The sequence below is a fragment of the Mycolicibacterium vaccae NBRC 14118 = CIP 105934 genome, from assembly GCF_001552715.1.
Taxonomy (GTDB): domain Bacteria; phylum Actinomycetota; class Actinomycetes; order Mycobacteriales; family Mycobacteriaceae; genus Mycobacterium; species Mycobacterium vaccae.
The window spans coordinates 1-23,834 of sequence record NZ_BCRS01000068.1 but is presented as its reverse complement, the minus strand read 5'-3'; the positions used below and the strand labels follow the sequence as shown (position 1 = coordinate 23,834).

The following is a 23,834-nucleotide window of genomic DNA, read 5'->3' as shown; positions in this document are numbered from 1 at the left end:
ATGACCGACAGTGAAGGCCCGTCGCTGAAGCCCGCCCTGGGCCGATTCGGGGTCTGGACCGGCGGGCCGGTGTCACCCGACCAGGCCGTCGAGATCGAGAAGCTCGGCTACGGCACGCTGTGGGTCGGCGCCTCGCCCGCCGCCGACCTGGCGTTCGTCGAGCCGATCCTGGACAAGACCGAGTCGCTGCAGGTGGCCACCGGCATCGTGAACATCTGGACGGCGGACGTCGACGAGGTGGCGAAGTCCTATCACCGCGTCGAGGAGGCGTTCCCCGGGCGGTTCCTGCTCGGCGTCGGCGTCGGGCACCCCGAACACACCCAGGCGTACACCAAGCCCTACCAGGCGCTGGTCGACTATCTGGACAAGCTGGACACCGCGAAGGTGCCGACCAGCAGGCGGGTGGTGGCCGCGCTCGGGCCGAAGGTGCTCGAGCTGGCCGCGCGTCGCAGTGCCGGCGCACACCCGTACCTGACCACCCCGGTGCACACCGGGCAGGCGCGCGAACTGCTCGGTCCGACAGTGCTGATCGCTCCCGAACACAAGGTGGTGCTCACCGACGACGCGGAGAAGGCCCGCGAGATCGGCCGCGAGACCGTCGACTTCTACCTCGGCCTGTCGAACTACGTGAACAACTGGAAGCGCCTCGGCTTCACCGACGAGGACCTCGTGCGCCCCGGCAGCGACCGCTTCATCGACGCGGTCGTCGCGCACGGATCGCCGGAGGCGATCGCGGAGCGGCTGACCGAACACCTGGCCGCCGGCGCCGACCACGTCGCAATCCAGGTGCTGGGCGGCCCCGACGAACTGCTGTCGACGCTGGAGGAGCTGGCCGGCCCGCTGAAGCTGGACAGCTGACCGTCAGGGCGTGATCGTGGTGCGCTCGTCGATGACGGACATCGCCGCGAGGAGGTCCTGCTGCTGGTCCAGCGGACCCTGCGCGTCGAGCGCGAGCAGATAGGTGTGCTGCGGCCCCGGGATCACGACGGTCTCGCGAGCCACGAAGTTCGGTATGCCGTCGACGTCGGCCCGCCCGGCGATCTCGCTCGACGGGAAGCCGCCGACCTCGCCCGGTGTGCCGATTTCCGGGCCGGTCCACATCGGCAGCGAGGTCACCGCCTTCGGGGCCAGTTCCAGGATCTTGCCGACGTCGAACGTGCCGCCGTCCAGCCGTACCATCCGGACCAGGATCGCCGGCGGGTTCGCGGTGCCCTTGGCCGCGGTCAGGAAGATGGCCCCGTAAGCGTCCGGGGGCGCTGCGCCGGCGTCGGTGACGGGTTCCCAGCCGTCGGGCATCGGCAGCTCGACGCCCGGCACTCCCGGCTCACCGGCCTTGACGACGGTCTGGGTGACACCGTTGGCCTTCAGGTAGTCGTCCAGGGTCCGGTGGTCGGCCGGCGCGGTGGCAGTCCCGGCGCTGCCGGTCCCGGAAGCCGCGGCGCTGGTCTCGGTGGTGGCGGTCCCGGCGCCGTCGTCACGTCCGGACGCACAGCCCGACACGCTCGTGCCGAGCACCACGGCCACTGCCGCCAGCGCGCTGATCGTCGTCGTGGACCGCATCTGCTCTCCCCCTGTCGACGGTTCGGTCCCAGCAGAACACAGGGCGGCGGCGCCGTGCATCCCTTGCCCTAGATAGGCTCGGTGGCCATGCGGTTGCTGGTGACCGGCGGCGCGGGGTTCATCGGCGCCAACTTCGTGCGCAGAGCCGTGCGTGAACGCCCCGACGTGCGCGTGACGGTGCTGGATTCGCTGACCTATGCCGGCAGCAGGGAGTCGCTGCGCGACGTCGAATCCGAGATCCGGCTGGTCGAGGGCGACATCACCGACTCCGGCCTCGTCGGCGCGCTGGTCGGCGAATCCGACGCCGTCGTGCACTTTGCCGCCGAGACGCACGTCGACAACGCGCTGGCCGACCCCGAGCCGTTCGTCCACACCAACGTCGTCGGCACGTTCACGATCCTGGAGGCGGTCCGCCACGCGGGCGTCCGGTTGCACCACGTGTCGACCGACGAGGTCTACGGCGACCTGGAACTCGACGACCCGGCCCGGTTCACCGAGGCGACGCCCTACAACCCGTCGAGCCCGTACTCGTCGACCAAAGCCGCAGCCGACATGCTGGTGCGCGCGTGGGTCCGGTCCTACAAGCTGGCCGCGACCCTGTCCAACTGCTCCAACAACTACGGGCCCTATCAGCACGTGGAGAAGTTCATCCCGCGCCAGATCACCAACGTGCTCACCGGCCGGCGGCCCAAGCTGTACGGCACCGGCGCCAACGTGCGCGACTGGATCCACGTCGACGACCACAACCGTGCGGTGTGGCGGATCCTCACCGACGGTGCGATCGGGCGCACCTACCTGATCGGCGCCGACGGCGAACGCGACAACCTCTCGGTGATGCGGACGATCCTGCGGCTGATGGGCCGCTCCCCCGACGACTTCGACCACGTCACCGACCGGGCCGGACACGATCTGCGCTATGCCATCGACCCCACCCCGCTGCGCACCGAGCTGGGCTGGCGGCCCGAACACACAGACTTCGAAAGCGGACTGCGCGACACCATCGCCTGGTACCGCGACAACGAATCATGGTGGAAGCCGCTGAAAGACGCGGTGGAATCGGCGTACGAAGGGCGACGGCAGTGAACGCCCGTGAGCTGGCGGTCCCCGGTGCATGGGAGATCACGCCCGTGGTGCACACCGACGAGCGCGGCGCGTTCTTCGAATGGTTCACCGATCCCGGATTCAGCGAGATCGCCGGCCATCGACTCGACCTGAGACAGGCCAACTGCTCGGTGTCGCGGGCCGGGGTGCTGCGAGGCGTGCACTTCGCCGAACTGCCGCCGAGCCAGGCCAAGTACGTGACGTGCATGAGCGGCGCCGTCGTCGACGTCGTGGTCGACATCCGCGTCGGCTCGCCGACGTTCGGGCGCTGGGACGCGGTGGTCCTCGACGACCGGGCGCACCGGGCGGTGTACCTGTCCGAGGGTCTCGGACACGCGTTCCTGGCCCTGCAGGACGACTCCGTGGTGGCGTATCTGTGCTCGGCCGGCTATCACCCCACCCGCGAACACACCGTCGATCCACTCGATCCGTTCCTCGGAATCGATTGGCACTCCTGGCTTTCCGAGTCGCCCGCCGACGAGTTGATCCTGTCCGAGCGCGATCGCGCCGCCCCGACACTCGAGCAGGCCCGCGCCGCCGGACTGCTCCCGACGTGGGAGCAGGCCCGGGCCTTCGTCGAGGAACTTCGCCGCGGCTGAGCGCCACCGCCAAGGATCCACCACGTGTCCAGCAGACCCACCTCGATCTGGCGGCGCAGCGTTCGCGGCGGGACACGCCGCCCCAACCCCTCATCGCGGGTGTAGCGACACGGATTGCAATAGCCGCAGGGCTGTCCACGCAGTGGAGAATGACAAACCAGGCCTGTTCCACCACGCCTGAGAAACCGTTGTCGCGCGCGGCAATCTCCATGTCCAGCTTCGTCGTGTCGAAGAGCGGGAACCGGAACCGCCGGAACACCTCCAGCGCCGGGTCCCCAGGATGGGACACCAGCCGATAGGTTCCGCCGTCGTGCGTGACCTCGCCTCGGGCAAGCCATTCGTACTGGTCACCAAGGAACCGCATGCTGCGCAGTTGTTGAAAAGCCTTAGAGATTTCGGGGACTGGTGAACGTCATCCACCTCGACGATCTCGGTGGGGAGCAGCTTTTCTGCCGCGCCAGGGTCAAGCTGCGCGAGCGAAGTGCGGGATGCGGTCCTGCGTCGCGAGCTCGGTCACGGCGGAGCGACGGTGCCGGTCGACGGCCTACCAGGGCCGAACGACGGCGTTCTGGTTGAGAAGAAGGTCGGCGACGCGGAACGTTGAATCCCACCCCGCCGTCCACAGCACGTTCACCGCGCCCATGACAGCAGCGCGTAGCCAGTAGTCGCTTCCGCAAAGCCGAATCGGCGAAAACCGCGCGAAAATGCCGGAAACGTTGCGCGGCGGCGCGACTCACCTCGACGAAACATTCAGACGTTGCGGCGCCCACACCCTTGCCAAGGCCCGCCCGGCATTACTAGGATATCCAAGTATCCACGTATCGGAAGGCTCGACTCCCATGACCGCAACTGCGCTGCCAACCTCAACTACGGCGACCACACGGATCCCCCATTTCATCGACGGGAAGCGCAGCGAGCTCTCGTCCAACCGCACAGCTGACGTGCTGAACCCGAGCACTGGCGAGGTCCAGGCGCAGGTGCTGCTCGCCTCCAAAGCCGACGTCGACACCGCCGTGGCCTCGGCCGTCGAGGCCCAGAAGGAATGGGCGGCATGGAATCCGCAGCGGCGCGCGCGGGTCATGATGAGGTTCGTCCAGCTGGTCAACGACAACGTCGACGAACTGGCTGAACTGCTGTCCATCGAGCACGGCAAGACCGTCGCCGACTCCAAGGGCGACATCCAGCGCGGCATCGAGGTCATCGAGTTCGCGATCGGCATTCCGCACCTGCTCAAGGGCGAGTTCACCGAAGGCGCGGGCGGCGGAATCGACGTCTACTCGATCCGTCAGCCACTCGGCGTCGTCGCCGGCATCACGCCGTTCAACTTCCCGGCGATGATCCCGCTGTGGAAGGCCGGACCGGCACTCGCATGCGGGAATGCATTCATCCTCAAGCCTTCTGAGCGCGATCCGTCGGTACCGCTGCGGCTGGCCGAACTGTTCCTGGAGGCCGGCCTGCCCGCGGGCGTCTTCCAGGTCGTGCAGGGCGACAAAGAGGCCGTCGACGCGATCCTGACCCATCCCGACATCCAGGCCGTCGGCTTCGTGGGCAGCTCGGACATCGCGCAGTACATCTACTCGACCGCCGCCGCCCACGGCAAGCGCTCACAGTGCTTCGGCGGCGCGAAGAACCACATGATCATCATGCCCGACGCCGACCTCGACCAGGCCGTCGATGCGCTCATCGGCGCCGGCTACGGCAGCGCCGGCGAGCGTTGCATGGCCATCAGCGTCGCCGTGCCGGTGGGCGAAGAAACAGCGCGACGGCTTCGAAACAAGCTGGTGGAGCGCGTCAACCAGCTCCGCGTCGGCCACAGCCTGGACCCGAAGGCCGATTACGGGCCACTGGTCACCGGTGCGGCACTGGAACGAGTGCGCGACTACATCGGCCAGGGCGTGGAAGCCGGTGCCGAACTGGTGGTCGACGGCCGCGAACGGGCCACCGACGAGCTGACCTTTGACGACCAGAGCCTGGAGAAGGGCTTCTTCATCGGACCCACGCTGTTCGACCACGTCACCACCGACATGTCGATCTACACCGACGAGATCTTCGGCCCGGTGCTGTGCATCGTGCGCGCCAAGGACTACGACGAAGCCCTGAAGCTTCCGTCGGAGCACGAGTACGGCAACGGCGTGGCAATCTTCACCCGTGACGGCGACGCCGCCCGCGACTTCGTGTCCAAGGTGCAGGTCGGCATGGTGGGGGTCAACGTCCCGATCCCGGTTCCGGTGGCCTACCACACCTTCGGCGGCTGGAAGCGCTCCGGCTTCGGCGACCTCAACCAGCACGGCCCGGCGTCGATCCAGTTCTACACCAAGGTCAAGACCGTCACCGAGCGCTGGCCCTCCGGCATCAAGGATGGCGCGGAGTTCGTCATCCCGACCATGAAATAGCCTGGAAATGGACTATTTCGGCCTGGACGAGGACGACCGGGTAATCGCGGAGACGGCCGCGGCGTTCGCCGAGAAGCGGTTGGCCCCTTACGCACTCGAATGGGATGAGACGCATCACTTCCCCACCGACGTGCTGCGGGAAGCCGCCGAGCTCGGGATGGCGGCGATCTACTGCCGTGACGACGTCGGCGGCAGCGGTCTGCGGCGTATCGACGCGGTGCGGATCTTCGAGCAGCTCGCCACCGCCGATCCGACCGTGGCGGCGTTCCTGTCGATCCACAACATGTGTGCGTGGATGGTCGACAGCTTCGGCACCGAGGACCAGCGCAAGGAGTGGGTGCCGCGACTGGCGTCGATGGACGCCATCGCCAGCTACTGTCTCACCGAGCCCGGTGCCGGTTCGGACGCAAGTGCGTTGCGCACCAAAGCCGTTCGCTCCGGCGACGAGTACGTGCTGGACGGGGTCAAGCAGTTCATCTCGGGAGCCGGCACGTCCGACGTGTACGTGGTGATGGCGCGCACGGGCAGCGAGGGACCGAAGGGCATCTCGGCGTTCGTCGTCCCCAAGGACACCCCCGGGCTCACGTTCGGCACCGACGAGGTGAAGATGGGCTGGAACGCCCAGCCCACCAGACAGGTCATCCTCGAAGGCGCCCGCGTGCCCGCCGACGCACTGCTCGGCGGTGCCGAGGGCGAGGGCGCCGGGTTCGGCATCGCGATGAAGGGACTCAACGGCGGCCGCATCAACATCGCCGCCTGCTCGCTGGGCGGCGCACAGACCGCCTACGACAAGACGGTGGCCTACCTGGCCGACCGGCAGGCGTTCGGCGGATCGCTGCTCGACGAGCCGACCATCCGCTTCACGCTGGCCGACATGGCCACCTCACTGGAGACGTCGCGGTCCCTGTTGTGGCGTGCCGCAACAGCATTGGACAGCGACCACCCGGACCGGGTCGAGCTGTGCGCGATGGCCAAGCGCTACGTCACCGATGCGTGCTTCGAGGTCGCCGACCAGGCGCTGCAGCTGCACGGCGGATACGGCTACCTGCGCGAGTACGGACTGGAGAAGATCGTCCGCGACCTGCGGGTGCATCGGATCCTGGAAGGCACCAACGAAATCATGCGCGTGGTGATCGGGCGGTCCGCCGCTTCGCGGGCCCGCGCATCCTGACAAGCGACGGGGAAAACACATGACGACGATCGCGTTCCTGGGCCTGGGCAACATGGGCGGCCCGATGGCGGCGAACCTGGTGGGAGCCGGGCTCACCGTGCACGCCTTCGACCTGGTGGATGAGCTGAAGGAAGCCGCAAAGGCCAAGGGCGCGAACGTGTTCGACAGCGCTGCCGCGGCGGTCGCCGACGCCGACGTGGTGATCACCTCGCTGCCGAACGGCAACATCGTCAAGGCCGTCTACGACGAAGTGGTGCCCGCGGCCAAGGCCGGGGCACTGCTGATCGACACCTCCACGATCTCCGTCGACGACGCCCGCGCCATCCACGCGCAGGCCGCCGAGAAGGGTCTGGCCCAGCTCGACGCCCCGGTCTCCGGCGGCATCAAGGGCGCGACGGCGGGCACGCTGGCGTTCATGGTCGGCGGCAGCGAGGACGCGTTCGAGCGGGCCAAGCCGGTGCTGGAACCGATGGCGGGCAAGATCATCCACTGTGGCGACTCAGGCGCCGGGCAGGCCGCCAAGCTGTGCAACAACATGGTGCTGGCGGTGCAGCAGATTGCGATCGGCGAGGCGTTCGTGCTCGCCGAGAAGCTCGGGCTGCCTGCGCAGTCGCTGTTCGACGTGATCACCGGCGCCACCGGGAACTGCTGGTCGGTGCACACCAACTGCCCCGTCCCCGGCCCGGTCCCCACTTCTCCGGCCAACAACGACTTCAAGCCGGGCTTCGCGACCGCGCTGATGAACAAGGACCTCGGCTTGGCGATGGCTGCGGTCGAGTCCGCCGGCGCCAAGGCGCCACTGGGCACCCACGCCGCCGAGATCTACGCCGAGTTCGCTAAGGATCACGCCGACAAGGACTTCAGCGCGATCATCGAGGCTCTGCGCAACTGATCTGTTGAGGTGGTCAGCTGTCAGCGCGCCATCGGCCGCCGAGTCTGAAGTAGTTGCCGGCCCGCGGCCCGGATTTCGGCGATAAGTTCAGATTCGAGCGCGGTCGAGCGCGGTCGAGCGCGGTGGACCGCGGTGGACTACGCCGCGGTCGGCTTCATGTGGGTGTCGTGCCACGCGTCGTGCACGCGCTGGCAGTCGGCCATGCACAACGGCACGCCCACCGCGTCGTCGCCGTCGACCAGCACCGTCGCCAGTCCGCTGGCCTCGGCGGCCCGCTGACTCTCTCGCGACCCCGCGAACACAAGTGAGTCCGGTGCCGGCGCGCCGAGGTCGGCCAGCGCGGTGGAGTAGAGCGCGCCCCGCGGCGCGTCGCCTGCGGTCACGATCGTGGTCACGACCCCGTCGCCGACGAGCTGGCGCACCAGTGGTTCCACCCAGGTGTGGCCGGTAATGCTGATCAGCCCGACCGCGATGCCCGCGCCGTACGCCTCAGCGATCAGCTCGGCCATCCCGGGCCGCGCGCTGAGGTCGGCGTCGAGCACCGTCTCGTCGAGGATCATCGCCTTGGTCGCGCAGATCTCGTCGACCAGCAGCTCGGCGAGCACGTCGCACTCGCTGCTGATCCCCCGCTTACGCAGTTCGGCCGAGACCCGGCGGCGTTCGTCGGGCAGCACCAGCAGTTGCCGGTAACGGGCCGGCGACCACTCGATGTCCAGGCCCAGCTCGGCGAAAGCCGTGTTGAACGCCGGCCGGTGACCGGCCTGCTGGAGCTCGGCGAGCGCGTCCAGATCGAAGACCACCGCACGCAGTTGCCTGATCGACGACGGGGACGGCCAGTCCCACCAGAATCGGCCGGCCCGCCATGCTCTCTGCTCTGTAGCTTGCACGAACGCATAGTGGCCCACGTCACACCCCGGCCACCTCCCCCGTTCGGGGGATTCGCCGGGCCAAGTTGGGGGGAGAGCGGGCGCCGCCGCTCTAAGGTGAGCGCTATGGGTGCCGATCCGGTGCGAATCGTGCTGGTCGACGACCACGAGATGGTCATCGAGGGCCTCAAGGCGATGCTCGCGGCGTTCACCAGCCGGGTGGTGGTGGTCGGTCAGGCGGTCGGCGCGGACCACGTGATGCAGGTCGTCGCCGACCTCGACCCCGACATCGTGCTCTGCGATGTGCGCATGCAGGGTTCCAGCGGGCTGGACGTGTGCCAGCAGCTGCGCGAACGCGATCCCGGTCGCCGGGTGGTGATGCTGTCGGTCTACGACGACGAGCAGTACCTGTTCCAGGCGTTGCGGGTGGGCGCGTCGGGATATCTGCTCAAGAGCATCAGCAGCGAGGAACTGGTCCGGCAGCTGGAGTCCGTGCACGGCGGCCAGACCGCGATCGACCCGAGCATGGCGGCCCGGGCCGCCGACACCGCGGCCCGGATGCAGCGCGACGAGTTCTGGCCGGGAGCGCGCCGCGGCCTGACCCAGCGGGAGAGCGAGATTCTTGCGCTGGTGGTCAACGGCCTGTCCAACCGCGCCATCGCCACCAAGCTGATCATCGGCGACGAGACCGTCAAGACCCACCTGAGCTCGATCTACCGCAAGCTCGGTGTCGGCGACCGCACCGGCGCGGTGGCCACCGCGCTGCGGGAAGGCATCTACCAGTGACCCGCCCGGTGCTGACCGCCGACCGCGAGCTGGCACTGCTGCGCGAACTGATCCAGGCGGCCTCCAGCGGTCCCGGGGTCGAACCACTGGCCGCCGCGGCGGCCCGGATGATCACCGCGGCCACGGGTTCGGACGTGTGCTTCGTGCACGTGCTCGACGACAGCGACCGTTCGCTGACGTTGACCGGCGCCACCCCGCCGTTCGATTCGGAGGTCGGCAAGATCAGACTTCCACTGGGGCAGGGCATTTCGGGTTGGGTGGCCGGTCACCGGGAACCGGTGGTGATCAGGAGGGACAAGGAGTCCGACCCGCGCTACCTGCCGTTCCGTTCGCTGCGCGGACGCGACTTCACCTCGATGGTGTCGGTGCCGATGGAGACCGATCCCGGCGGGCTCGTCGGGGTGCTCAACGTGCACACGGTGGCCGAACGCGACTTCGGTGACCGCGACGTCGAACTGCTGCTGGTGATCGGCCGCCTGATCGCGGGCGCGATGCACCAGGCGCGCCTGCACCGGCAGCTGGTCGCCCGGGAACGCGCGCACGAGAACTTCGTCGAGCAGGTGATCGAAGCCCAGGAGCTGGAACGCCGCCGGTTGGCCGGCGACATCCACGACGGCATCTCGCAGCGACTGGTCACGCTGTCCTTCCGGCTGGACGCGGCCGCCCAGGCCGCGAAGTCCCCGGACGACCGCGACGCCCTCCACGAGCAGCTGGACCGGGCGCGGGAGCTGGCCGGGCTGACGCTGCAGGAGGCGCGCGCCGCGATCAGCGGGCTGCGGCCCCCGGTGCTCGACGACCTGGGGCTGCCCGGCGGCCTGGCCAGCCTGGCCCGGTCGATCCCGCAGATCCCGATCGACGTGGAGATCGGCAGCGACCTCGCCGACTCCCGGCTTCCCGACCACATCGAGCTGGCGCTCTACCGCATCGCGCAGGAATGCCTGCAGAACGTCGTCAAGCACGCGGGCGCCACCTCGGCACGTCTGGTCTTCCGGGTCGACGACACCCAGGCCCGGCTCGAGATCGCCGACGACGGGGTCGGTTTCGACACCTTCGAGCACCCGTTGGGCAGCGACGAGATGGGCGGCTACGGGCTGTTGTCGATGGCCGAACGTGCCGAGATCGTCGGCGGCCGGCTCAACATCCGTTCCCGCCCCGGATCCGGCACGACGGTGACCGCGACGATTCCGCTGAACCCGGTCCGGCACCGCTCCGACGACACCGGCGACTCATGAGCGGGCACCCCGAGCGGGGCTCAGAAGTCGCCCGCACTGCGGCGCAGCGTCTGAATCGAATCCGCCAGCGCGCGTGACTGTTCGGGTGAGATTCCGATGTCGCCGAAGACGTCCTTGTTCAGCGTGACCGTCGCGTCCTCGACCGTGGAGCGGCCCAGGTCGGTGATCCGCACCAGCGTGGTGCGGCCGTCTGTGGGGTGCGGCAGCCGTTCCACCAGCCCGTCCGCCTCCAACCGCCGGATCGCGTGCGTGACGCTGGTGACGTGCACCTGCAACCGGTCGGAGGCTTTCGTGATCGGCAGTGAGCCGGTGCGGCTGAAGGCCAGCAGGCGCAACAGTTCGTACCGAGAGAAGCTCAGATCGTAGGGCCGCAACGCGGTCTCCACCCGGGCCAGCAGGATCTGGTGGGCCCGCATCACCGAGGTCACCGCGACCATGCCGTCGGCGACGTCACCCCACCCGGAGCGTTCCCAGTTCGCGCGTGCGGTGGCGATCGGGTCGCGCCGTTCGGATGCCACGCCTCTTCATACCGTATGGCCCGGCCCGGTTCACAGCCGCCGTTCCAGCAGCACCTTCCCGTCGGGCGACGAAACAAGTTGGACGGCAGCTATTTCAGCCGGCGACATCGGGGTGGTGCCGCTGGGCAGCGCGGTGGCCCCGGACAACCCCAGCCAGGTGGCGATCTCGCTGCGGCTGCCGTCGTGACCGATCACCACCATGCCGAGGTTCTGCGGCGGCGCATCGTGAACGCCCCAGTCCCCGTACGAGCAGGCCATGTCGATGCGGGTGCCCCACCCGAATCCCGACATCGCGATACTGGCGTTGATCGGGGTGTCGGAGACCTTCGCCATCTCCTGCATCTGCGCGACGGACTGGCCGGGCTCGGGCCGGATCGTGACCACCAGCACCAGGGCCACGGCCAGCACCGCGGCGGCCACCCCGACCGCGACGGTGGCCAACCACCGGGTGCGGCGGCGCCGTGCGCGGGCGCGGTCCAGCGCGTCGACGTCGTCGGCCTCGAGCACTGCCAGCAGCGCGGGCATGTCGCTCAGTTCGGCCACGGCGGATCGGCACCGGGCGCAGCCCACCAGATGGTCCTCGTATTCGGTGCGGTCGTCGTCAGCCAGCGCGCCGAGCACGTACGCGGCGTCCCAGGTCAGGTAGCGGTCGAGGATCATCGCGTCACCCCCATCTCCTGCAGTCCGAGCCGCAGCGCGCGGACTGCGTAATGCAGCCGGGACTTCACGGTCCCTTCCGGGATGTGCAGGTCGGCCGCGATCTGTCCGGTGGTCCAGCCCTGGTAGTAGGCGCGTCGCACGACGGCCCGGTGCTCGTCGGACAACCGGCCCAACGCGGTGCTCAACAGCATCCTGTTCACCGTCGTGTCGGTCTCGTCGGGTGTGGCCCGCCTCGGGTTCGCGTGGGCGACGTCCTCGGTGTCGGCCACGCCGGTTTCGTGACGGGACCGGGCGCTGCGATGTTCGTCGATGATCATGTTGCGCGCGACGGTGAACAGCCAGGCTCGCGCGGACCGGTCCGCGTCGGCGGTGACCTCGGGGTGTCGCCAGGCCCGCAGCAGGGTCTCCTGAACGACGTCCTCGGCCCTGGCCCGGTCGCCGGTCAGCCGTAGCGCGTAGCGCCACAGCGCCGCGGCGTGCTCGTCGTAGAGCGCCCGCATCATCGCCGCATCCGGATCGTCCATCCCGCCCTCCGTCCAGGACACGACGGCGGCGGACGATCGGTTCAGCCCGGAGTCAGGCGGTCAGGATCCTCGGTCCGTCGTCGGTGACCGCGACAGTGTGCTCCCAGTGTGCCGCGCGGGAGCCGTCGGCGGTGACCACGGTCCAGCCGTCCTCGAGAACGATCGTCTTGCGCGTCCCGAGGGTGAGCATCGGCTCGATGGCCAGCACCGACCCGGGGGCCAGATGCGGGCCGCGACCGGGGGCGCCCTCGTTCGGCAGGAAGGGGTCCATGTGCATCTCGCGGCCGATGGCGTGCCCGCCGTAACCGGCGACGATGCCGAACTTGCGGCCGTGGCGCTGCTCGGCGGCTTTGGTGCCCTGTTCGATGGCGTGTGAGACGTCGGTCAACCGGTTGCCGGGCACCATCGCGGCGATGCCGGCCTCCATCGATTCCCGCGTCGCGGCCGACAGCGCCTCGTCGGCGGGGATGACCTGACCGACGCCGAACGTGAACGCCGAGTCGCCGTGCCAGCCGTCGAGGATCGCCCCGCAGTCGATCGACACCAGGTCGCCGGCGGCCAGCTTCTCGGCCTCGGTCGGGATGCCGTGCACGACGCGGTCGTTCACCGACGCGCAGATGGACGCCGGGAAGCCGTGGTAGCCGAGGAAGGACGGGACGCCGCCGCCGTCGCGGATCACCGATTCGGCGACGGAGTCGAGTTCCAGGGTGGACACACCGGGCGCCGCCGCGTCGCGCACCGCGCGCAGTGCGGCGGCCACCAGCGCACCTGCGGCCGCCATCGCGTCGAGTTCACCGGCGGTGCGCTGGGGAACCACCTTGCGGCTGCGGAGGCCGGGAATCGAGACCATGGCCGACGTCAGCGACCGAGCGCGGTGAGCGCCCGCTCGAACACCTCGTCGAGCTCACCGACCGCGTCGACGGTCTTGAGGTTCGAGGCGTAGTAGTCCAGCAGCGGGGCGGTCTCGTCGCGGTAGACCTTGAACCGGTTGCGGATGACGTCTTCGGTGTCGTCGGCGCGGCCGCGGCCCTTGAGCCGGGACACCAGCTCCTCCTCGGGGACCCGGAACTCGACCACGGCGTCCAGCGACAGGTCGCGCCGGGTGAGCATCTCGTCGAGGGCCTTGGCCTGCTCCACCGAGCGCGGGAACCCGTCGAGGATGAACCCCTGCTTGGCGTCCTCGTCATCCAGCCGGTCGTCGACCAGGGCGTTGGTGAGAGTGGCCGGCACCAGGTCACCGGCGTCGAGGTACTTCTTGGCCTCCACCCCGAGCTCGGTGCCGTTGCTGATGTTGTAGCGGAAGAGGTCCCCCGTGGAGATGTGCGGGACGCCGAGCTTCTCGGCCAGCTTCACGGCCTGGGTTCCCTTGCCCGCGCCGGGCGGTCCCAACAACACGATTCTCAACTTAAGAACCCTCTCTCACTTCAAAAAGCCTTCGTAATTGCGCTGCATGAGCTGGCTTTCGATTTGCTTGACGGTGTCCAGTGCGACGCCCACCGCGATCAGCACGGCGGTACCGCCGAACGGCAGGTTCTGCACCGAGCCGGTGTTGCCGATCTCCAGGAACAGGTTCGGCAGCACGGCGATGATGCCCAGGTAGACCGAGCCGGGCAACGTGATGCGCGACAGCACGAACCGCAGATAGTCGGCGGTCGGCTTGCCCGGCCGGATGCCGGGGATGAAGCCGCCGTACTTCTTCATCTCGTCGGCGCGTTCCTCGGGGTTGAACGTGATCGAGACGTAGAAGTACGTGAAGAACACGATCAGACCGAAGTAGATGGCGATGTAGACCGGGCTGCTCGGATCGGTCAGGTACTCGGCGACGAAGGTCTGCCACCACCCCGTGTTCGGGGTGTCGCTGGCGCTGGTGATCAGCTGGGTGATCAGGTGCGGGATGTAGATCAGCGACGACGCGAAGATCACCGGGATGACGCCGGCCTGGTTGACCTTGAGCGGCAGGTAGGTCGACGTGCCGCCGTACATCTTGCGGCCGACCATGCGCTTGGCGTACTGCACCGGGATGCGGCGCTGGCCCTGCTCGACGAACACCACGCCGACGACGATGGCCACGGCCGCGACACACACCAGCGTGAACACCATGCCGCCACGGCTGTCCAGGATGTTCTTGCCCTCGCCGGGGATCGACGCCGCGATGCTGGCGAAGATGATCAGCGACATGCCGTTGCCGACGCCGCGCTCGGTGACCAGCTCGCCCATCCACATGACCAGCGCCGCGCCTGCGGTCATCACGATCACGATGACGGCCAGGGTGCCGATGTTCAGGCCCTCGCTCTGGCCCTGGATGATGTCTAGCGAGCAGCCCTGCAGCAGCCCGCCGTTGGCGGCGAGCGCCACGATGCTGGTGGACTGCAGGATCGCCAGCGCGATCGCCAGGTAGCGGGTGTACTGCGTGAGTTTGGTCTGACCCGCCTGGCCCTCCTTGCGTAACTGCTCGAAGCGCGGGATAACCACGCCGAGCAGCTGCACGATGATGCTCGCGGTGATGTAGGGCATGATGCCCACCGCGAACACCGACAGCTGCAACAGAGCGCCACCGGAGAACAGGTTGATCAGTGAGTAGATCTGTCCGGACTCGCCGCCGCTGACCTGCGCGATGCACTGCTGCACGTTCGGGTAGTCGACGCCGGGAGACGGGATCTGGGCACCGACCCGGTACAGGATCACGATGCCGAGCGTGAACAGGATCTTTCGCCTTAGATCGACTGTCCGCAGTGATGAGATGAAAGCCGAGAGCACTCTTTCCTCCTGCACAGCCGGTCGATCGCGGCGTGCTCATGTGGCTGGCGTGACCAGCGTCGTGGTTAAGGCGTGTGCGCGACGGCACGAGCAGGCAAAACAGCCTGCGCAAGTCACGCGTTCAAACAGTCTACGAGACTAACAGTTGCCAGCCGGTTGGCCCGCATCCGTCGCTCCGATGCAGCGTACAGTCGAAAACAGTAATTAACCTGCCTAATCATCTTTGGGGACTCGATGCCACGTACCGACAACGACACCTGGGACCTCGCCTCCAGCGTGGGTGCCACCGCCACGATGGTCGCCGCCGCGCGTGCGGTGGCCACCCGCGCCGAGCAGCCCGTGATCAACGACCAGTACGCCGAGCCGCTGGTCCGCGCGGTGGGCGTCGACTTCTTCACCAAGCTGGCCTCCGGCGAGCTGACCCCCGCCGATCTGGACGCCCGCGACGGCGGCGAGACGCCGGTCGGCATGAGCCGGTTCGCCGACGGTATGGCCGCACGCACCCGGTTCTTCGACGACTTCTTCGCCTCCGCGGTCGCGGCCGGTGTCCGGCAGGGCGTCATCCTGGCCTCCGGCCTGGACGCCCGCGCCTACCGGCTGAGCTGGCCCGAGGACATGACGCTGTTCGAGATCGATCAGCCCGAGGTCCTCGAGTTCAAGACCAGGACACTGGCCGGCCTCGGGGTGCGACCTGCGGTCGCACTGACCGCGGTGGCCGTCGACCTGCGCGACGACTGGCCCGCCGCGCTCACCGCTGCGGGCTTCGACCCGGCCGCGCCGACGGCGTGGATCGCCGAGGGGCTGCTCGGCTATCTGCCGCCGGACGCGCAGGACCGGCTGCTCGACACCATCACCGAGCTCAGCCCGGCGGGCAGCCGGCTGGCCGCCGAGGCCGTCCCGGCCGTTCAGGACCTCGACGACGAGGAGCTGCGCCGGCGGATGTCGGCGTCGACCGACCGCTGGCGCGAACACGGCTTCGACCTCGATTTCAGCGAGCTGGTGTTCACCGGGGAGCGGGCGGAGGTCGACGAGTACCTGCGCAGCCGGGGCTGGACCGTGGACGCGACCCCGACCAACGACCTGCTGGTCCGGTACGGGATGGCGCCGCTGAACCCCGACGAGCGCTTCGGCGACGTGCGCTACGTCAGCGCGATCCGATAGGAGGGCCGGACATGGCACGCACCGAGGGCGACACCTGGGACCTGGCCTCCAGTGTCGGGGCCACCGCGACGTCGGTGGCGGCCAACCGCGCGTTCGCCAGCCGCGGACCCGACCCGCTGCTGCACGACCCGTATGCCGACCTGCTGGTCGAGGCGGTCGGGTTGCCGCACTTCATCCGGGTGGCCCGCGGGGAGATCGACTTCGACGACGACCCGCTGTTCGGCGCCCGCCAGATGCTGGAGCAGATCACGGTCCGCACCCGCTTCTTCGACGACTTCTTCACCGAGGCCGCCGCCGACGGGATCCGGCAGGTGGTGATCCTGGCCTCCGGCCTCGACACTCGTGCCTACCGGCTGGACTGGCCCGCAGGCACCGTGGTCTACGAGATCGACCAGCCGGCGGTCATCGAGTTCAAGACCACGGTGCTGGCCGAGGCCGGGGTGACGCCGGCCGCCGAGCGCAGGACCGTCGCGGTGGACCTGCGCGACGACTGGCCCGCCGCGCTGCGCGCCGCCGGGTTCGATCCGGACCAGCCGACGGCGTGGATCGCCGAGGGCCTGCTGATCTATCTGCCCCCGGACGCCCAGGACCGCCTGCTGGAGCACATCACCGCGCTGAGCGCTGCGGGCAGCCGGCTGGCCACCGAGCACATGGATGCCAAGGCGCTCACCGGCGACTGGGCCAAGCAGATGGCGGCGCGGGCGCGCAGGCACGGCAGCGACGTCGACGTCAGCGAGCTGTTCTACAACGGGCCCCGCACCTCGGCCGCCGACCACCTGAATTCGCTGGGCTGGCAGACCTCGGTGCTGTCCAGCAGTGACGCCTACCAGCGGCAGGGCTTCGGACCGCTGCCCGACCACCTGGTGTCGATGATCGGCGACTCCGGCTACCTGACGGCGCGCCTGCCTCAGTAGCGCGTCTCCCCCATCCACAGCACGTTCACACCGGACAGCGACCGCTGCGTCTGGTCGACGACACCGAGCACCGACCGGAAGGCCAGCGCGCCGACCGCGTCCTGCAGAGACGCTGCCGCCGGCTGCGAGGACGGCTTGGGCCGCAGCACGTCACGCAGCGACGAGCCGGGCAGGTTCTCGATCCGCACCTTGGTGTCCTCGTCGATGCCGGCCAGCTTCTTGGCCCGCCGGATCGCGGTGCGCAGTCCGCCGAGTTCGTCGACCAGACCGCGTTCGAGCGCGTCTGCGCCCGTCCACACCCGGCCGCGCGCGACACCGTCGACGTCCTCGACGCTCATGCCGCGGCCGTCGGCGACCCGCCGGATGAAGTCGGTGTAGAACAGGTCGGCCTCGGCCTCGACGTGTGCCTGCTGCTCGTCGGTGAACGGCGCGTTGATCGACCAGGCGTCGGCGTTGGCGTTGGTGCGCACCGTGTCCGACCCGACCCCGAGGCGGTCCTTGAGCTCGCGGGCGACGAACTTGCCCGTGACGACCCCGATCGAGCCGGTGATGGTGCCCGGGTTGGCGACGATGGCGTCGGCGGCCATCGACACGTAGTAGCCGCCGGAGGCGGCGACCGCACCCATCGACGCGACGACCGGCTTACCCCGCTCCCGGGTCCGCACGACCTCGCGCCAGATGGTCTCCGAGCCGGTGACCGAGCCGCCGGGACTGTCCACGCGCAGCACGACCGCGGCGACGTCGTCGTCAGCGGCGGCCTGGCGCAGCGCGGCGGCGATGGTGTCGCCACCGGAGCTGGAGCTGCCCATCGGCGACATCTGCCGTCCGCCCCGACCGCTGACGATCGGGCCGGCGACGGTCACGACCGCGACCTTCGGATGGCTCTTGAGGCCCGGTACCGCCGGCTTCTTGGCGCGTGCGTAGCGCGCCAGGTACAGCCGCGGCGGGGCGTCGTCGCCGTCGGCGTCCCCGGTCTCCGCCGAAATACCCTCTGCCCCGGCCATTTCCGCGATGCGTCCGTAGACCTCGTCCCGGAAGCCGATGCGGTCCACCAGGCCCGCGGCCACGGCGTCGTCACGCAGCAGCGGCGCGCGGTCGGCCAGCGCGTCCAGCGCCGCGCGGTCCACCCCGCGCGAGGCGCTCACCGCGTCCCACACCTGCGTGCGCAGGCCGTCGACCAGCGCGGTGTCGGCTTCGCGGTGCGCCTCGGTGTAGCGATCCTGGGTGAAAAGGTTTGCCGCCGATTTGTATTCACCGCGTGCGACGAACTGCGCCTCCACGCCGAGCTTGTCGAGGGCGTCCCGGAGGAACAGCGCGCTGGTCGCGAAACCGACCAGCCCGACCGTCCCCGACGGCTGCATCCACACCTCGCGAAAGGCCGAGGCCAGGTAGTAGGACAGCGTCCCCGGGTAGGTCTCGGCCCAGGCGAGCGAGGGCTTCTTCTCGGTGAACGCGACGACGGCGTCACGCAACTCCTGCACGGGTCCCGGTGGGGCGGCGTCGATCTGGATGCGGGCGATGAGCCCGGCGACCCGGGGGTCGTCGGCGGCCCGGTGGATCGCCGCGACGGCCTCGCGCAGCAGCAGTGGTTTCCCGGCGCCGTTGATCAGCGCCATCGGGTCGAAGCCCGCGGACTCCGCCGGCGCGGCCTGCAGATCGAGCTCGAGGATGCACCCGTCGGGCACGCCCTGATGGCGGGCGGTGTCCACCTTGCGGGCGAAGTCACGAACATCGTCGAACCCGGGCAACCCGGACAGCAGAGAGAACATGGTTCGAGCGTACCGACGCCGAACCGGCGGTCAGCGCCCGAAGTACCGGGTGTACTGCGGGCAGTACACGGCCACCGCCGCCCGCGTCAGGCCGACGGCCTGGTCCTTGCTGAGTCCGTTGCCTGCCAGCGTGTTGACCACACCGCGCACCACCGGGACCGGGTTGGGGCTGCCGGCCAGCCCCGTGGTGAGCATCTCGCAGATGCGCTTGCCCACGGTGGGTGCGTCGTCACTGGCGCCGAGCGGGATCCCCATGGAGGTCACCGCATCCGTGAACTTCTGGTCCTGCGGCTGGGCGTGCGCGGTCGCGCCGCCGAACATGACGAGACCGGCGGCGGCCAGTGCCGCAACGACGGTTCGGCGGTGGCGATTCATGACGTGCTCCTCAGCTGTGTTCCCCGACGCAGTGTAATTCGAGTTATCGACGCGTGTCGTTACGAGCGCCAACGCAGAAACCCCCGCCGTGGCGGGGGTTTCTGGTGATGCGTTGTCTCTACAGTTCGGTGACGGTGCCACCGGCGGCGGTGATCGCCTCCCGGGCGCTGCCGCTGAACTTGTGCGCGGTCACTTCGACCTTCGCGGTCAGCTTGCCGTCGCCGAGCACCTTGACCAAGACGTTCTTGCGAACCAGACCCTTGGCCACGAGCTGCTCGACACCGACCGTGCCGCCCTCGGGGAACGCCTTGGCGATGTCGCCGACGTTGACCGGGGCGTACTCGGTGCGGAACCGGTTGCGGAAGCCCTTGAGCTTCGGCAGCCGCATGTGGATCGGCATCTGGCCGCCCTCGAACGTCACCGGGACGTTCTTGCGGGCCTTGGTGCCCTTGGTACCGCGACCGGCGGTCTTACCCTTGGAGCCCTCGCCGCGACCGACGCGGGTCTTGGCCTTCTTCTCGCCGGGTGCCGGGCGCAGATCGTGAAGCTTGATCGGAGCCATGGTTAAACCTCCTCGACCGTGACGAGGTGGTGCACGGTCTTGATGAGTCCACGCGTCTGGGCGTTGTCCTCACGGACCACGGACTGGCGGATCTTGCGCAGTCCGAGCGTCCGCAGGGACTCCCGCTGCTTCCAGCGCGCACCGATGGTGCTGCGCACCTGGGTGATCTTGAGCTCTGCCATGATTACGCCGTTCCCTCACGCGCGGCCGTGGCAGCCAGAGCCTCCGCCTCGCGGCGGGCCCGGAGCATGCCTGCGGGCGCTACATCCTCGATGGGCAGGCCGCGGCGGGCCGCGACCTCTTCGGGACGCTGGAGCAGCTTCAGCGCGGCGACCGTGGCGTGCACCACGTTGATCGCGTTGTCGCTGCCCAACGACTTGGCCAGGACGTCGTGCACCCCGGCGCACTCCAGCACGGCGCGGCAGGCGCCGCCGGCGATGACACCGGTACCGGGGCTGGCCGGACGCAGCATGACCACACCGGCCGCGGCCTCACCCTGGACGGGGTGGGTCACGGTGCCGCCGATCAGCGGAACCCGGAAGAAGTTCTTGCGCGCCTCTTCGACACCCTTGGCGATGGCGGCGGGGACCTCTTTGGCCTTGCCGTAGCCGACACCGACCATGCCCTTGCCGTCGCCGACGATCACCAGCGCGGTGAAGCTGAACCGACGACCACCCTTGACCACCTTGGAGACACGGTTGATCGTGACCACGCGCTCCAGGTAATTGCTCTTCTCGCGGTCGTCACGGCCGCGGCCGCCACGATCGTCCCGGCGCCCACGGCCACCGCGGTCGCCCCTGCCACCGTCGCGGCCGTCGCTCGACGGCCCGCCGGCTCCTACAGCCTGCTCGGCCATCATGCATTCCTTCCGTTACTGGTCAGCCCGTACATCAGAACTTCAACCCGCTTTCGCGGGCGGCGTCGGCCAGCGCCGCGATCCGTCCGCCGTACGTGTACCCACCGCGGTCGAACACGACCTCGTCGATACCCGCGGCCTTGGCGCGCTCGGCGATCAGCTGACCGACACGGCCGCTCGCGGCCTTCTTGTCGCCGTCGAGCGCCCGCACGTCGGCCTCGATCGAGGATGCCGCGGCCAGCGTGACGCCCGCGAGATCGTCGACCAGCTGCACGTGGATGTGCCGGGAGGACCGGTTGACCACCAGGCGCGGACGCTCGGCGGTGCCGGACACCTTCTTGCGCAGACGCGCGTGCCGGCGCAGCCGCGACGTGCGCCGCGTCTCGGAGATGTTCTTGCCGACCGGGGTGTGACCCGCGGCCTCTTTGGTTTTGGTGTTGGCAGCCATCTACTACTTACCCGTCTTTCCGACCTTGCGACGGATCTGCTCGCCCTCGTAGCGGATTCCCTTGCCCTTGTAGGGATCGCTCTTACGGAGGCGGCGGATGTTCGCCGCGATCTGGCCGACCTTCTGCTTGTCGATACCGGAGATCGAGAACTTCGTCGGCGTCTCGACCGTGAAGGTCACGCCTTCCGGGGCGGTGATCAGCACCGGGTGGCTGTAGCCCAGGGCGAACTCGAGGTCGCTGCCCTTGGCCACCACGCGGTAACCGACGCCGAAGATCTCCATCTTGGTGGTGTAGCCCTCGGTCACGCCGGTCACCAGGTTGGCGATCAACGTGCGGGACAGGCCGTGCAACGAACGGTTACGCCGCTCGTCGTCGGGGCGGGTGACCACCAGCGCGCCGGCGTCGTCGCGGCTGACCGCGATCGGCTCGGCGACGTCGAGGGTCAGCGTGCCCTTGGGGCCCTTGACGGACACGTTCTGTCCGTCGATCGTCACGTCGACCCCGTTGGGGACCGGGACCGGCTGTTTTCCAATGCGAGACATGTATCTAGCCCTCCCTCACCACACGTAGGCGAGGACCTCGCCGCCGACGCCCTCACGGGCCGCCTGGCGGTCGGTCCTCAGACCGGACGACGTGGAAATGATCGCCACACCGAGCCCACCGAGAACACGCGGCAGGTTGGTGGACTTCGCGTACACCCGCAGACCGGGCTTGGACACCCGGCGCAGGCCCGCGATGCTGCGTTCACGGCTCGGGCCGTACTTGAGCTGCACGATGAGGGACTTGCCCACTCGCGCATCCTCGGTGCGATAGTCGTTGATGTAGCCCTCGGACTTCAGGATCTCGGCGATGTTGGCCTTGATCTTGCTGTGCGGCAGGGTCACTTCGTCGTGATACGCCGAATTGGCGTTGCGCAGACGTGTCAAGAAGTCTGCGATCGGATCCGTCATGGTCATGACAGCCGGTTCACCTTTCTCGCGGCGGTTCCCATCCCCAGTACTCGGATTGGGCCTGCCGCAACCTGTTTCGTAGTTACGGTCTGGAGCCGGCTTACCAGCTGGACTTCTGCACACCCGGCAATTCGCCGGCATGTGCCATTTCGCGCAGGCAGATCCGGCACAGGCCGAACTTGCGGAACACCGAGTGCGGACGGCCGCAGCGGTTGCAACGGGTGTAGCCCCGCACCTTGAACTTGGGCTTCTTGTTGGCCTTGTTGACCAGAGCCTTCTTTGCCATCTGCTCAGTTCTCCTTGAACGGGAAGCCGAGCGCCCGCAGCAGCGCACGTCCCTCGTCGTCGTTCGTCGCCGAGGTGACGACGGTGATGTCCATGCCACGCGGGCGATCGATGCTGTCCACGTCGATCTCGTGGAACACCGACTGCTCGTTGAGCCCGAAGGTGTAGTTGCCGGTGCCGTCGAACTGCTTCGGCGAGAGTCCGCGGAAGTCGCGGATACGCGGCAGCGAGATCGCGATCAGGCGGTCGAGGAACTCCCACATGCGGTCGCCGCGCAGCGTGACGCGGGCGCCGATGGGCATGCCCTCGCGAAGCTTGAACTGCGCGATGGACTTCCGGGCCCGGCGGATCTCGGGCTTCTGGCCGGTGATCAGGGTGAGGTCGTTGACCGCGCCGTTGATCAGCTTGGCGTCACGGGCGGCGTCGCCGACGCCCATGTTCACGACGACCTTGGTGACGCCCGGGATCTGCATCACGTTGGCGTAGCCGAATTCCTGCTGCAGCGCTGCGCGGATCTCTTCGCGGTAGCGCTGCTTCAGGCGGGGGAGGGTCTTTTCAGTGGTGGTCATTACACGATGTCCTTGCCGTTGGACTTGGCGATGCGGACCTTCTTGCCGGTCTCGTCGTCCTTGCGGAAACCGACGCGGGTCGGCTTGCCGTCGGAATCGAGCAACATCACGTTGGACACCGAGATCGGCGCCTCCTGCGTGACGATGCCGCCCGAGGCCGCGCCGCGCTCGGTACGCGACTCGGGGGTGTGCTTCTTGATCCGGTTCACGCCCTCGACGAGGACCTTGTTGCGCTCGGGGTAGGCCACCAGGACCTTGCCCTTGGCACCCTTGTCCTTACCCGAGATGACGAGCACGGTGTCGCCCTTACGGACCTTCATCTACAACACCTCCGGGGCGAGCGAGACGATCTTCATGAAGCGCTTCTCGCGCAGTTCGCGACCGACGGGCCCGAAGATGCGGGTACCACGGGGGTCGTTGTCGTTCTTGATGATGACGGCGGCGTTCTCATCGAACTTGATGTAGCTGCCGTCGGCGCGACGGCGCTCCTTGGCGGTGCGCACGATGACGGCCTTGACGACATCGCCGCGCTTGACGTTGCCGCCTGGGATGGCGTCCTTGACGGTCGCCACGATGATGTCGCCGATGCCGGCGTATCGACGACCCGAACCGCCGAGCACGCGGATGCACAAGATCTCCTTGGCGCCCGTGTTGTCGGCGACCTTGAGCCGCGATTCTTGCTGAATCACTAGATCTCCTCGACCTGGTTACTGTGTGCACGCAGGATTACCGACCCTGACGTGCGCGGTCTTTGTTCCCTAAGAGCACGCGGGGCCTTCTCCACATGGAGACAACCGAGGTCTGCCCTAGGCAACCCCCATATACTAGGTGAGCTCGCCGGATGCGCCAAATCGCTGGTCGTGCGGGCTCAGCCCGCCGCGACCG

At 68.5% G+C, this 23,834-nt stretch carries 30 protein-coding genes; 10 read left to right on the top strand and 20 right to left on the bottom strand.

Annotation, left to right across the window (positions count from 1 at the left end; translation table 11 throughout):
* Positions 1-858: an LLM class F420-dependent oxidoreductase gene (locus MVA01S_RS14750; RefSeq protein ID WP_003929520.1), complete on the top strand. Its 858-nt coding sequence runs from the start codon at positions 1-3 to the stop codon at positions 856-858.
* A 3-nt stretch (positions 859-861) separates the two neighbouring features.
* Here MVA01S_RS14750 and MVA01S_RS14745 read toward each other — a convergent pair whose 3' ends face one another.
* Positions 862-1,560, bottom strand: coding sequence for an LpqN/LpqT family lipoprotein (locus MVA01S_RS14745; protein WP_003929521.1), 699 nt, complete (start codon positions 1,558-1,560; stop codon positions 862-864).
* A gap of 87 nt (positions 1,561-1,647) precedes the next feature.
* On the opposite strand from MVA01S_RS14745, the gene rfbB reads away from it, so the two are divergent.
* The 5 genes from rfbB (at position 1,648) to mmsB (ending at position 7,716) form a co-directional block, all read left to right on the top strand.
* The gene (rfbB, locus tag MVA01S_RS14740; protein ID WP_003929522.1) at positions 1,648-2,643 is read left to right on the top strand and encodes a dTDP-glucose 4,6-dehydratase; all 996 of its coding nucleotides are present in this window, start codon (positions 1,648-1,650) and stop codon (positions 2,641-2,643) included.
* Positions 2,640-3,260: a dTDP-4-dehydrorhamnose 3,5-epimerase family protein gene (locus MVA01S_RS14735; RefSeq protein WP_003929523.1), complete on the top strand. Its 621-nt coding sequence runs from the start codon at positions 2,640-2,642 to the stop codon at positions 3,258-3,260. The genes rfbB and MVA01S_RS14735 overlap by 4 nt, the downstream gene beginning before the upstream one ends.
* Before the next feature lie 839 nt (positions 3,261-4,099).
* Positions 4,100-5,653 carry a CoA-acylating methylmalonate-semialdehyde dehydrogenase gene (locus MVA01S_RS14730; RefSeq protein WP_051015237.1) on the top strand — a complete coding sequence of 518 codons (1,554 nt, stop codon included), beginning with the start codon at positions 4,100-4,102 and terminating at the stop codon, positions 5,651-5,653.
* A 7-nt stretch (positions 5,654-5,660) separates the two neighbouring features.
* Complete coding sequence (locus MVA01S_RS14725) at positions 5,661-6,824, top strand: acyl-CoA dehydrogenase family protein (protein ID WP_003929525.1); 1,164 nt, start codon at positions 5,661-5,663, stop codon at positions 6,822-6,824.
* A gap of 19 nt (positions 6,825-6,843) precedes the next feature.
* Positions 6,844-7,716: a 3-hydroxyisobutyrate dehydrogenase gene (mmsB, locus tag MVA01S_RS14720; RefSeq protein WP_003929526.1), complete on the top strand. Its 873-nt coding sequence runs from the start codon at positions 6,844-6,846 to the stop codon at positions 7,714-7,716.
* A gap of 137 nt (positions 7,717-7,853) precedes the next feature.
* Here mmsB and MVA01S_RS14715 read toward each other — a convergent pair whose 3' ends face one another.
* Positions 7,854-8,603, bottom strand: coding sequence for an HAD family hydrolase (locus MVA01S_RS14715; protein WP_081529012.1), 750 nt, complete (start codon positions 8,601-8,603; stop codon positions 7,854-7,856).
* 105 nt (positions 8,604-8,708) lie between these two features.
* Between MVA01S_RS14715 and MVA01S_RS14710 the strand changes: the two genes are divergently transcribed.
* Together MVA01S_RS14710 and MVA01S_RS14705 are read left to right on the top strand one after the other, a co-directional pair.
* Positions 8,709-9,368, top strand: a complete 660-nt coding sequence (locus MVA01S_RS14710; RefSeq protein WP_003929528.1) for a response regulator — start codon at positions 8,709-8,711, stop codon at positions 9,366-9,368.
* On the top strand, positions 9,365-10,600 hold the full coding sequence (locus MVA01S_RS14705; protein ID WP_003929529.1) for a GAF domain-containing sensor histidine kinase: 1,236 nt from the start codon (positions 9,365-9,367) through the stop codon (positions 10,598-10,600). Before MVA01S_RS14710 ends, MVA01S_RS14705 begins: the two co-directional genes overlap by 4 nt.
* Positions 10,601-10,620: 20 nt before the next feature.
* Here MVA01S_RS14705 and MVA01S_RS14700 read toward each other — a convergent pair whose 3' ends face one another.
* The 6 genes from MVA01S_RS14700 to secY are packed head-to-tail and all read right to left on the bottom strand — an operon-like array spanning position 10,621 to position 15,059.
* A complete protein-coding gene (locus MVA01S_RS14700) occupies positions 10,621-11,118 on the bottom strand; it encodes a MarR family winged helix-turn-helix transcriptional regulator (RefSeq protein ID WP_003929530.1) in 498 nt (165 codons plus the stop codon).
* Between the two features lie 30 nt (positions 11,119-11,148).
* The gene (locus MVA01S_RS14695; protein ID WP_003929531.1) at positions 11,149-11,778 is read right to left on the bottom strand and encodes an anti-sigma factor family protein; all 630 of its coding nucleotides are present in this window, start codon (positions 11,776-11,778) and stop codon (positions 11,149-11,151) included.
* On the bottom strand, positions 11,775-12,302 hold the full coding sequence (locus tag MVA01S_RS14690) for a sigma-70 family RNA polymerase sigma factor (RefSeq protein ID WP_003929532.1): 528 nt from the start codon (positions 12,300-12,302) through the stop codon (positions 11,775-11,777). Before MVA01S_RS14690 ends, MVA01S_RS14695 begins: the two co-directional genes overlap by 4 nt.
* A gap of 52 nt (positions 12,303-12,354) precedes the next feature.
* The gene (gene map / locus MVA01S_RS14685; protein WP_003929533.1) at positions 12,355-13,152 is read right to left on the bottom strand and encodes a type I methionyl aminopeptidase; all 798 of its coding nucleotides are present in this window, start codon (positions 13,150-13,152) and stop codon (positions 12,355-12,357) included.
* 8 nt (positions 13,153-13,160) lie between these two features.
* The gene (locus MVA01S_RS14680) at positions 13,161-13,706 is read right to left on the bottom strand and encodes an adenylate kinase (protein WP_003929534.1); all 546 of its coding nucleotides are present in this window, start codon (positions 13,704-13,706) and stop codon (positions 13,161-13,163) included.
* 15 nt (positions 13,707-13,721) lie between these two features.
* Positions 13,722-15,059: a preprotein translocase subunit SecY gene (gene secY, locus MVA01S_RS14675; protein ID WP_003929535.1), complete on the bottom strand. Its 1,338-nt coding sequence runs from the start codon at positions 15,057-15,059 to the stop codon at positions 13,722-13,724.
* A 234-nt stretch (positions 15,060-15,293) separates the two neighbouring features.
* Between secY and MVA01S_RS14670 the strand changes: the two genes are divergently transcribed.
* Positions 15,294-16,220 carry a class I SAM-dependent methyltransferase gene (locus tag MVA01S_RS14670; RefSeq protein WP_003929536.1) on the top strand — a complete coding sequence of 309 codons (927 nt, stop codon included), beginning with the start codon at positions 15,294-15,296 and terminating at the stop codon, positions 16,218-16,220.
* 11 nt (positions 16,221-16,231) lie between these two features.
* A complete protein-coding gene (locus MVA01S_RS14665; protein WP_003929537.1) occupies positions 16,232-17,134 on the top strand; it encodes a class I SAM-dependent methyltransferase in 903 nt (300 codons plus the stop codon).
* On the opposite strand, the gene sppA is transcribed toward MVA01S_RS14665, so the two are convergent.
* The 12 genes from sppA to rplN form a co-directional block, all read right to left on the bottom strand.
* The gene (gene sppA, locus MVA01S_RS14660) at positions 17,128-18,903 is read right to left on the bottom strand and encodes a signal peptide peptidase SppA (RefSeq protein WP_003929538.1); all 1,776 of its coding nucleotides are present in this window, start codon (positions 18,901-18,903) and stop codon (positions 17,128-17,130) included. The genes MVA01S_RS14665 and sppA overlap by 7 nt on opposite strands.
* Before the next feature lie 30 nt (positions 18,904-18,933).
* Entirely contained in the window at positions 18,934-19,278 is a 345-nt protein-coding gene (locus tag MVA01S_RS14655) for a DUF732 domain-containing protein (protein ID WP_003929539.1), read from the bottom strand.
* A 118-nt stretch (positions 19,279-19,396) separates the two neighbouring features.
* Positions 19,397-19,840, bottom strand: a complete 444-nt coding sequence (gene rplO, locus MVA01S_RS14650; protein WP_003929540.1) for a 50S ribosomal protein L15 — start codon at positions 19,838-19,840, stop codon at positions 19,397-19,399.
* A gap of 2 nt (positions 19,841-19,842) precedes the next feature.
* The gene (gene rpmD, locus MVA01S_RS14645) at positions 19,843-20,022 is read right to left on the bottom strand and encodes a 50S ribosomal protein L30 (protein WP_003929541.1); all 180 of its coding nucleotides are present in this window, start codon (positions 20,020-20,022) and stop codon (positions 19,843-19,845) included.
* A gap of 2 nt (positions 20,023-20,024) precedes the next feature.
* Entirely contained in the window at positions 20,025-20,696 is a 672-nt protein-coding gene (gene rpsE, locus MVA01S_RS14640; RefSeq protein WP_174538917.1) for a 30S ribosomal protein S5, read from the bottom strand.
* Between the two features lie 34 nt (positions 20,697-20,730).
* Entirely contained in the window at positions 20,731-21,144 is a 414-nt protein-coding gene (rplR, locus tag MVA01S_RS14635; RefSeq protein WP_003929543.1) for a 50S ribosomal protein L18, read from the bottom strand.
* A 3-nt stretch (positions 21,145-21,147) separates the two neighbouring features.
* Complete coding sequence (rplF, locus tag MVA01S_RS14630; RefSeq protein ID WP_003929544.1) at positions 21,148-21,687, bottom strand: 50S ribosomal protein L6; 540 nt, start codon at positions 21,685-21,687, stop codon at positions 21,148-21,150.
* Positions 21,688-21,702: 15 nt separating this feature from the next.
* A complete protein-coding gene (gene rpsH, locus MVA01S_RS14625) occupies positions 21,703-22,101 on the bottom strand; it encodes a 30S ribosomal protein S8 (RefSeq protein ID WP_003929545.1) in 399 nt (132 codons plus the stop codon).
* 94 nt (positions 22,102-22,195) lie between these two features.
* Entirely contained in the window at positions 22,196-22,381 is a 186-nt protein-coding gene (locus MVA01S_RS14620; RefSeq protein WP_003929546.1) for a type Z 30S ribosomal protein S14, read from the bottom strand.
* 4 nt (positions 22,382-22,385) lie between these two features.
* Entirely contained in the window at positions 22,386-22,949 is a 564-nt protein-coding gene (rplE, locus tag MVA01S_RS14615) for a 50S ribosomal protein L5 (protein ID WP_003929547.1), read from the bottom strand.
* Complete coding sequence (gene rplX, locus MVA01S_RS14610; protein WP_003929548.1) at positions 22,949-23,269, bottom strand: 50S ribosomal protein L24; 321 nt, start codon at positions 23,267-23,269, stop codon at positions 22,949-22,951. The genes rplE and rplX overlap by 1 nt, the downstream gene beginning before the upstream one ends.
* The gene (rplN, locus tag MVA01S_RS14605) at positions 23,270-23,638 is read right to left on the bottom strand and encodes a 50S ribosomal protein L14 (protein WP_003929549.1); all 369 of its coding nucleotides are present in this window, start codon (positions 23,636-23,638) and stop codon (positions 23,270-23,272) included.
* Between the last annotated feature and the right edge of the window lie 196 nt (positions 23,639-23,834).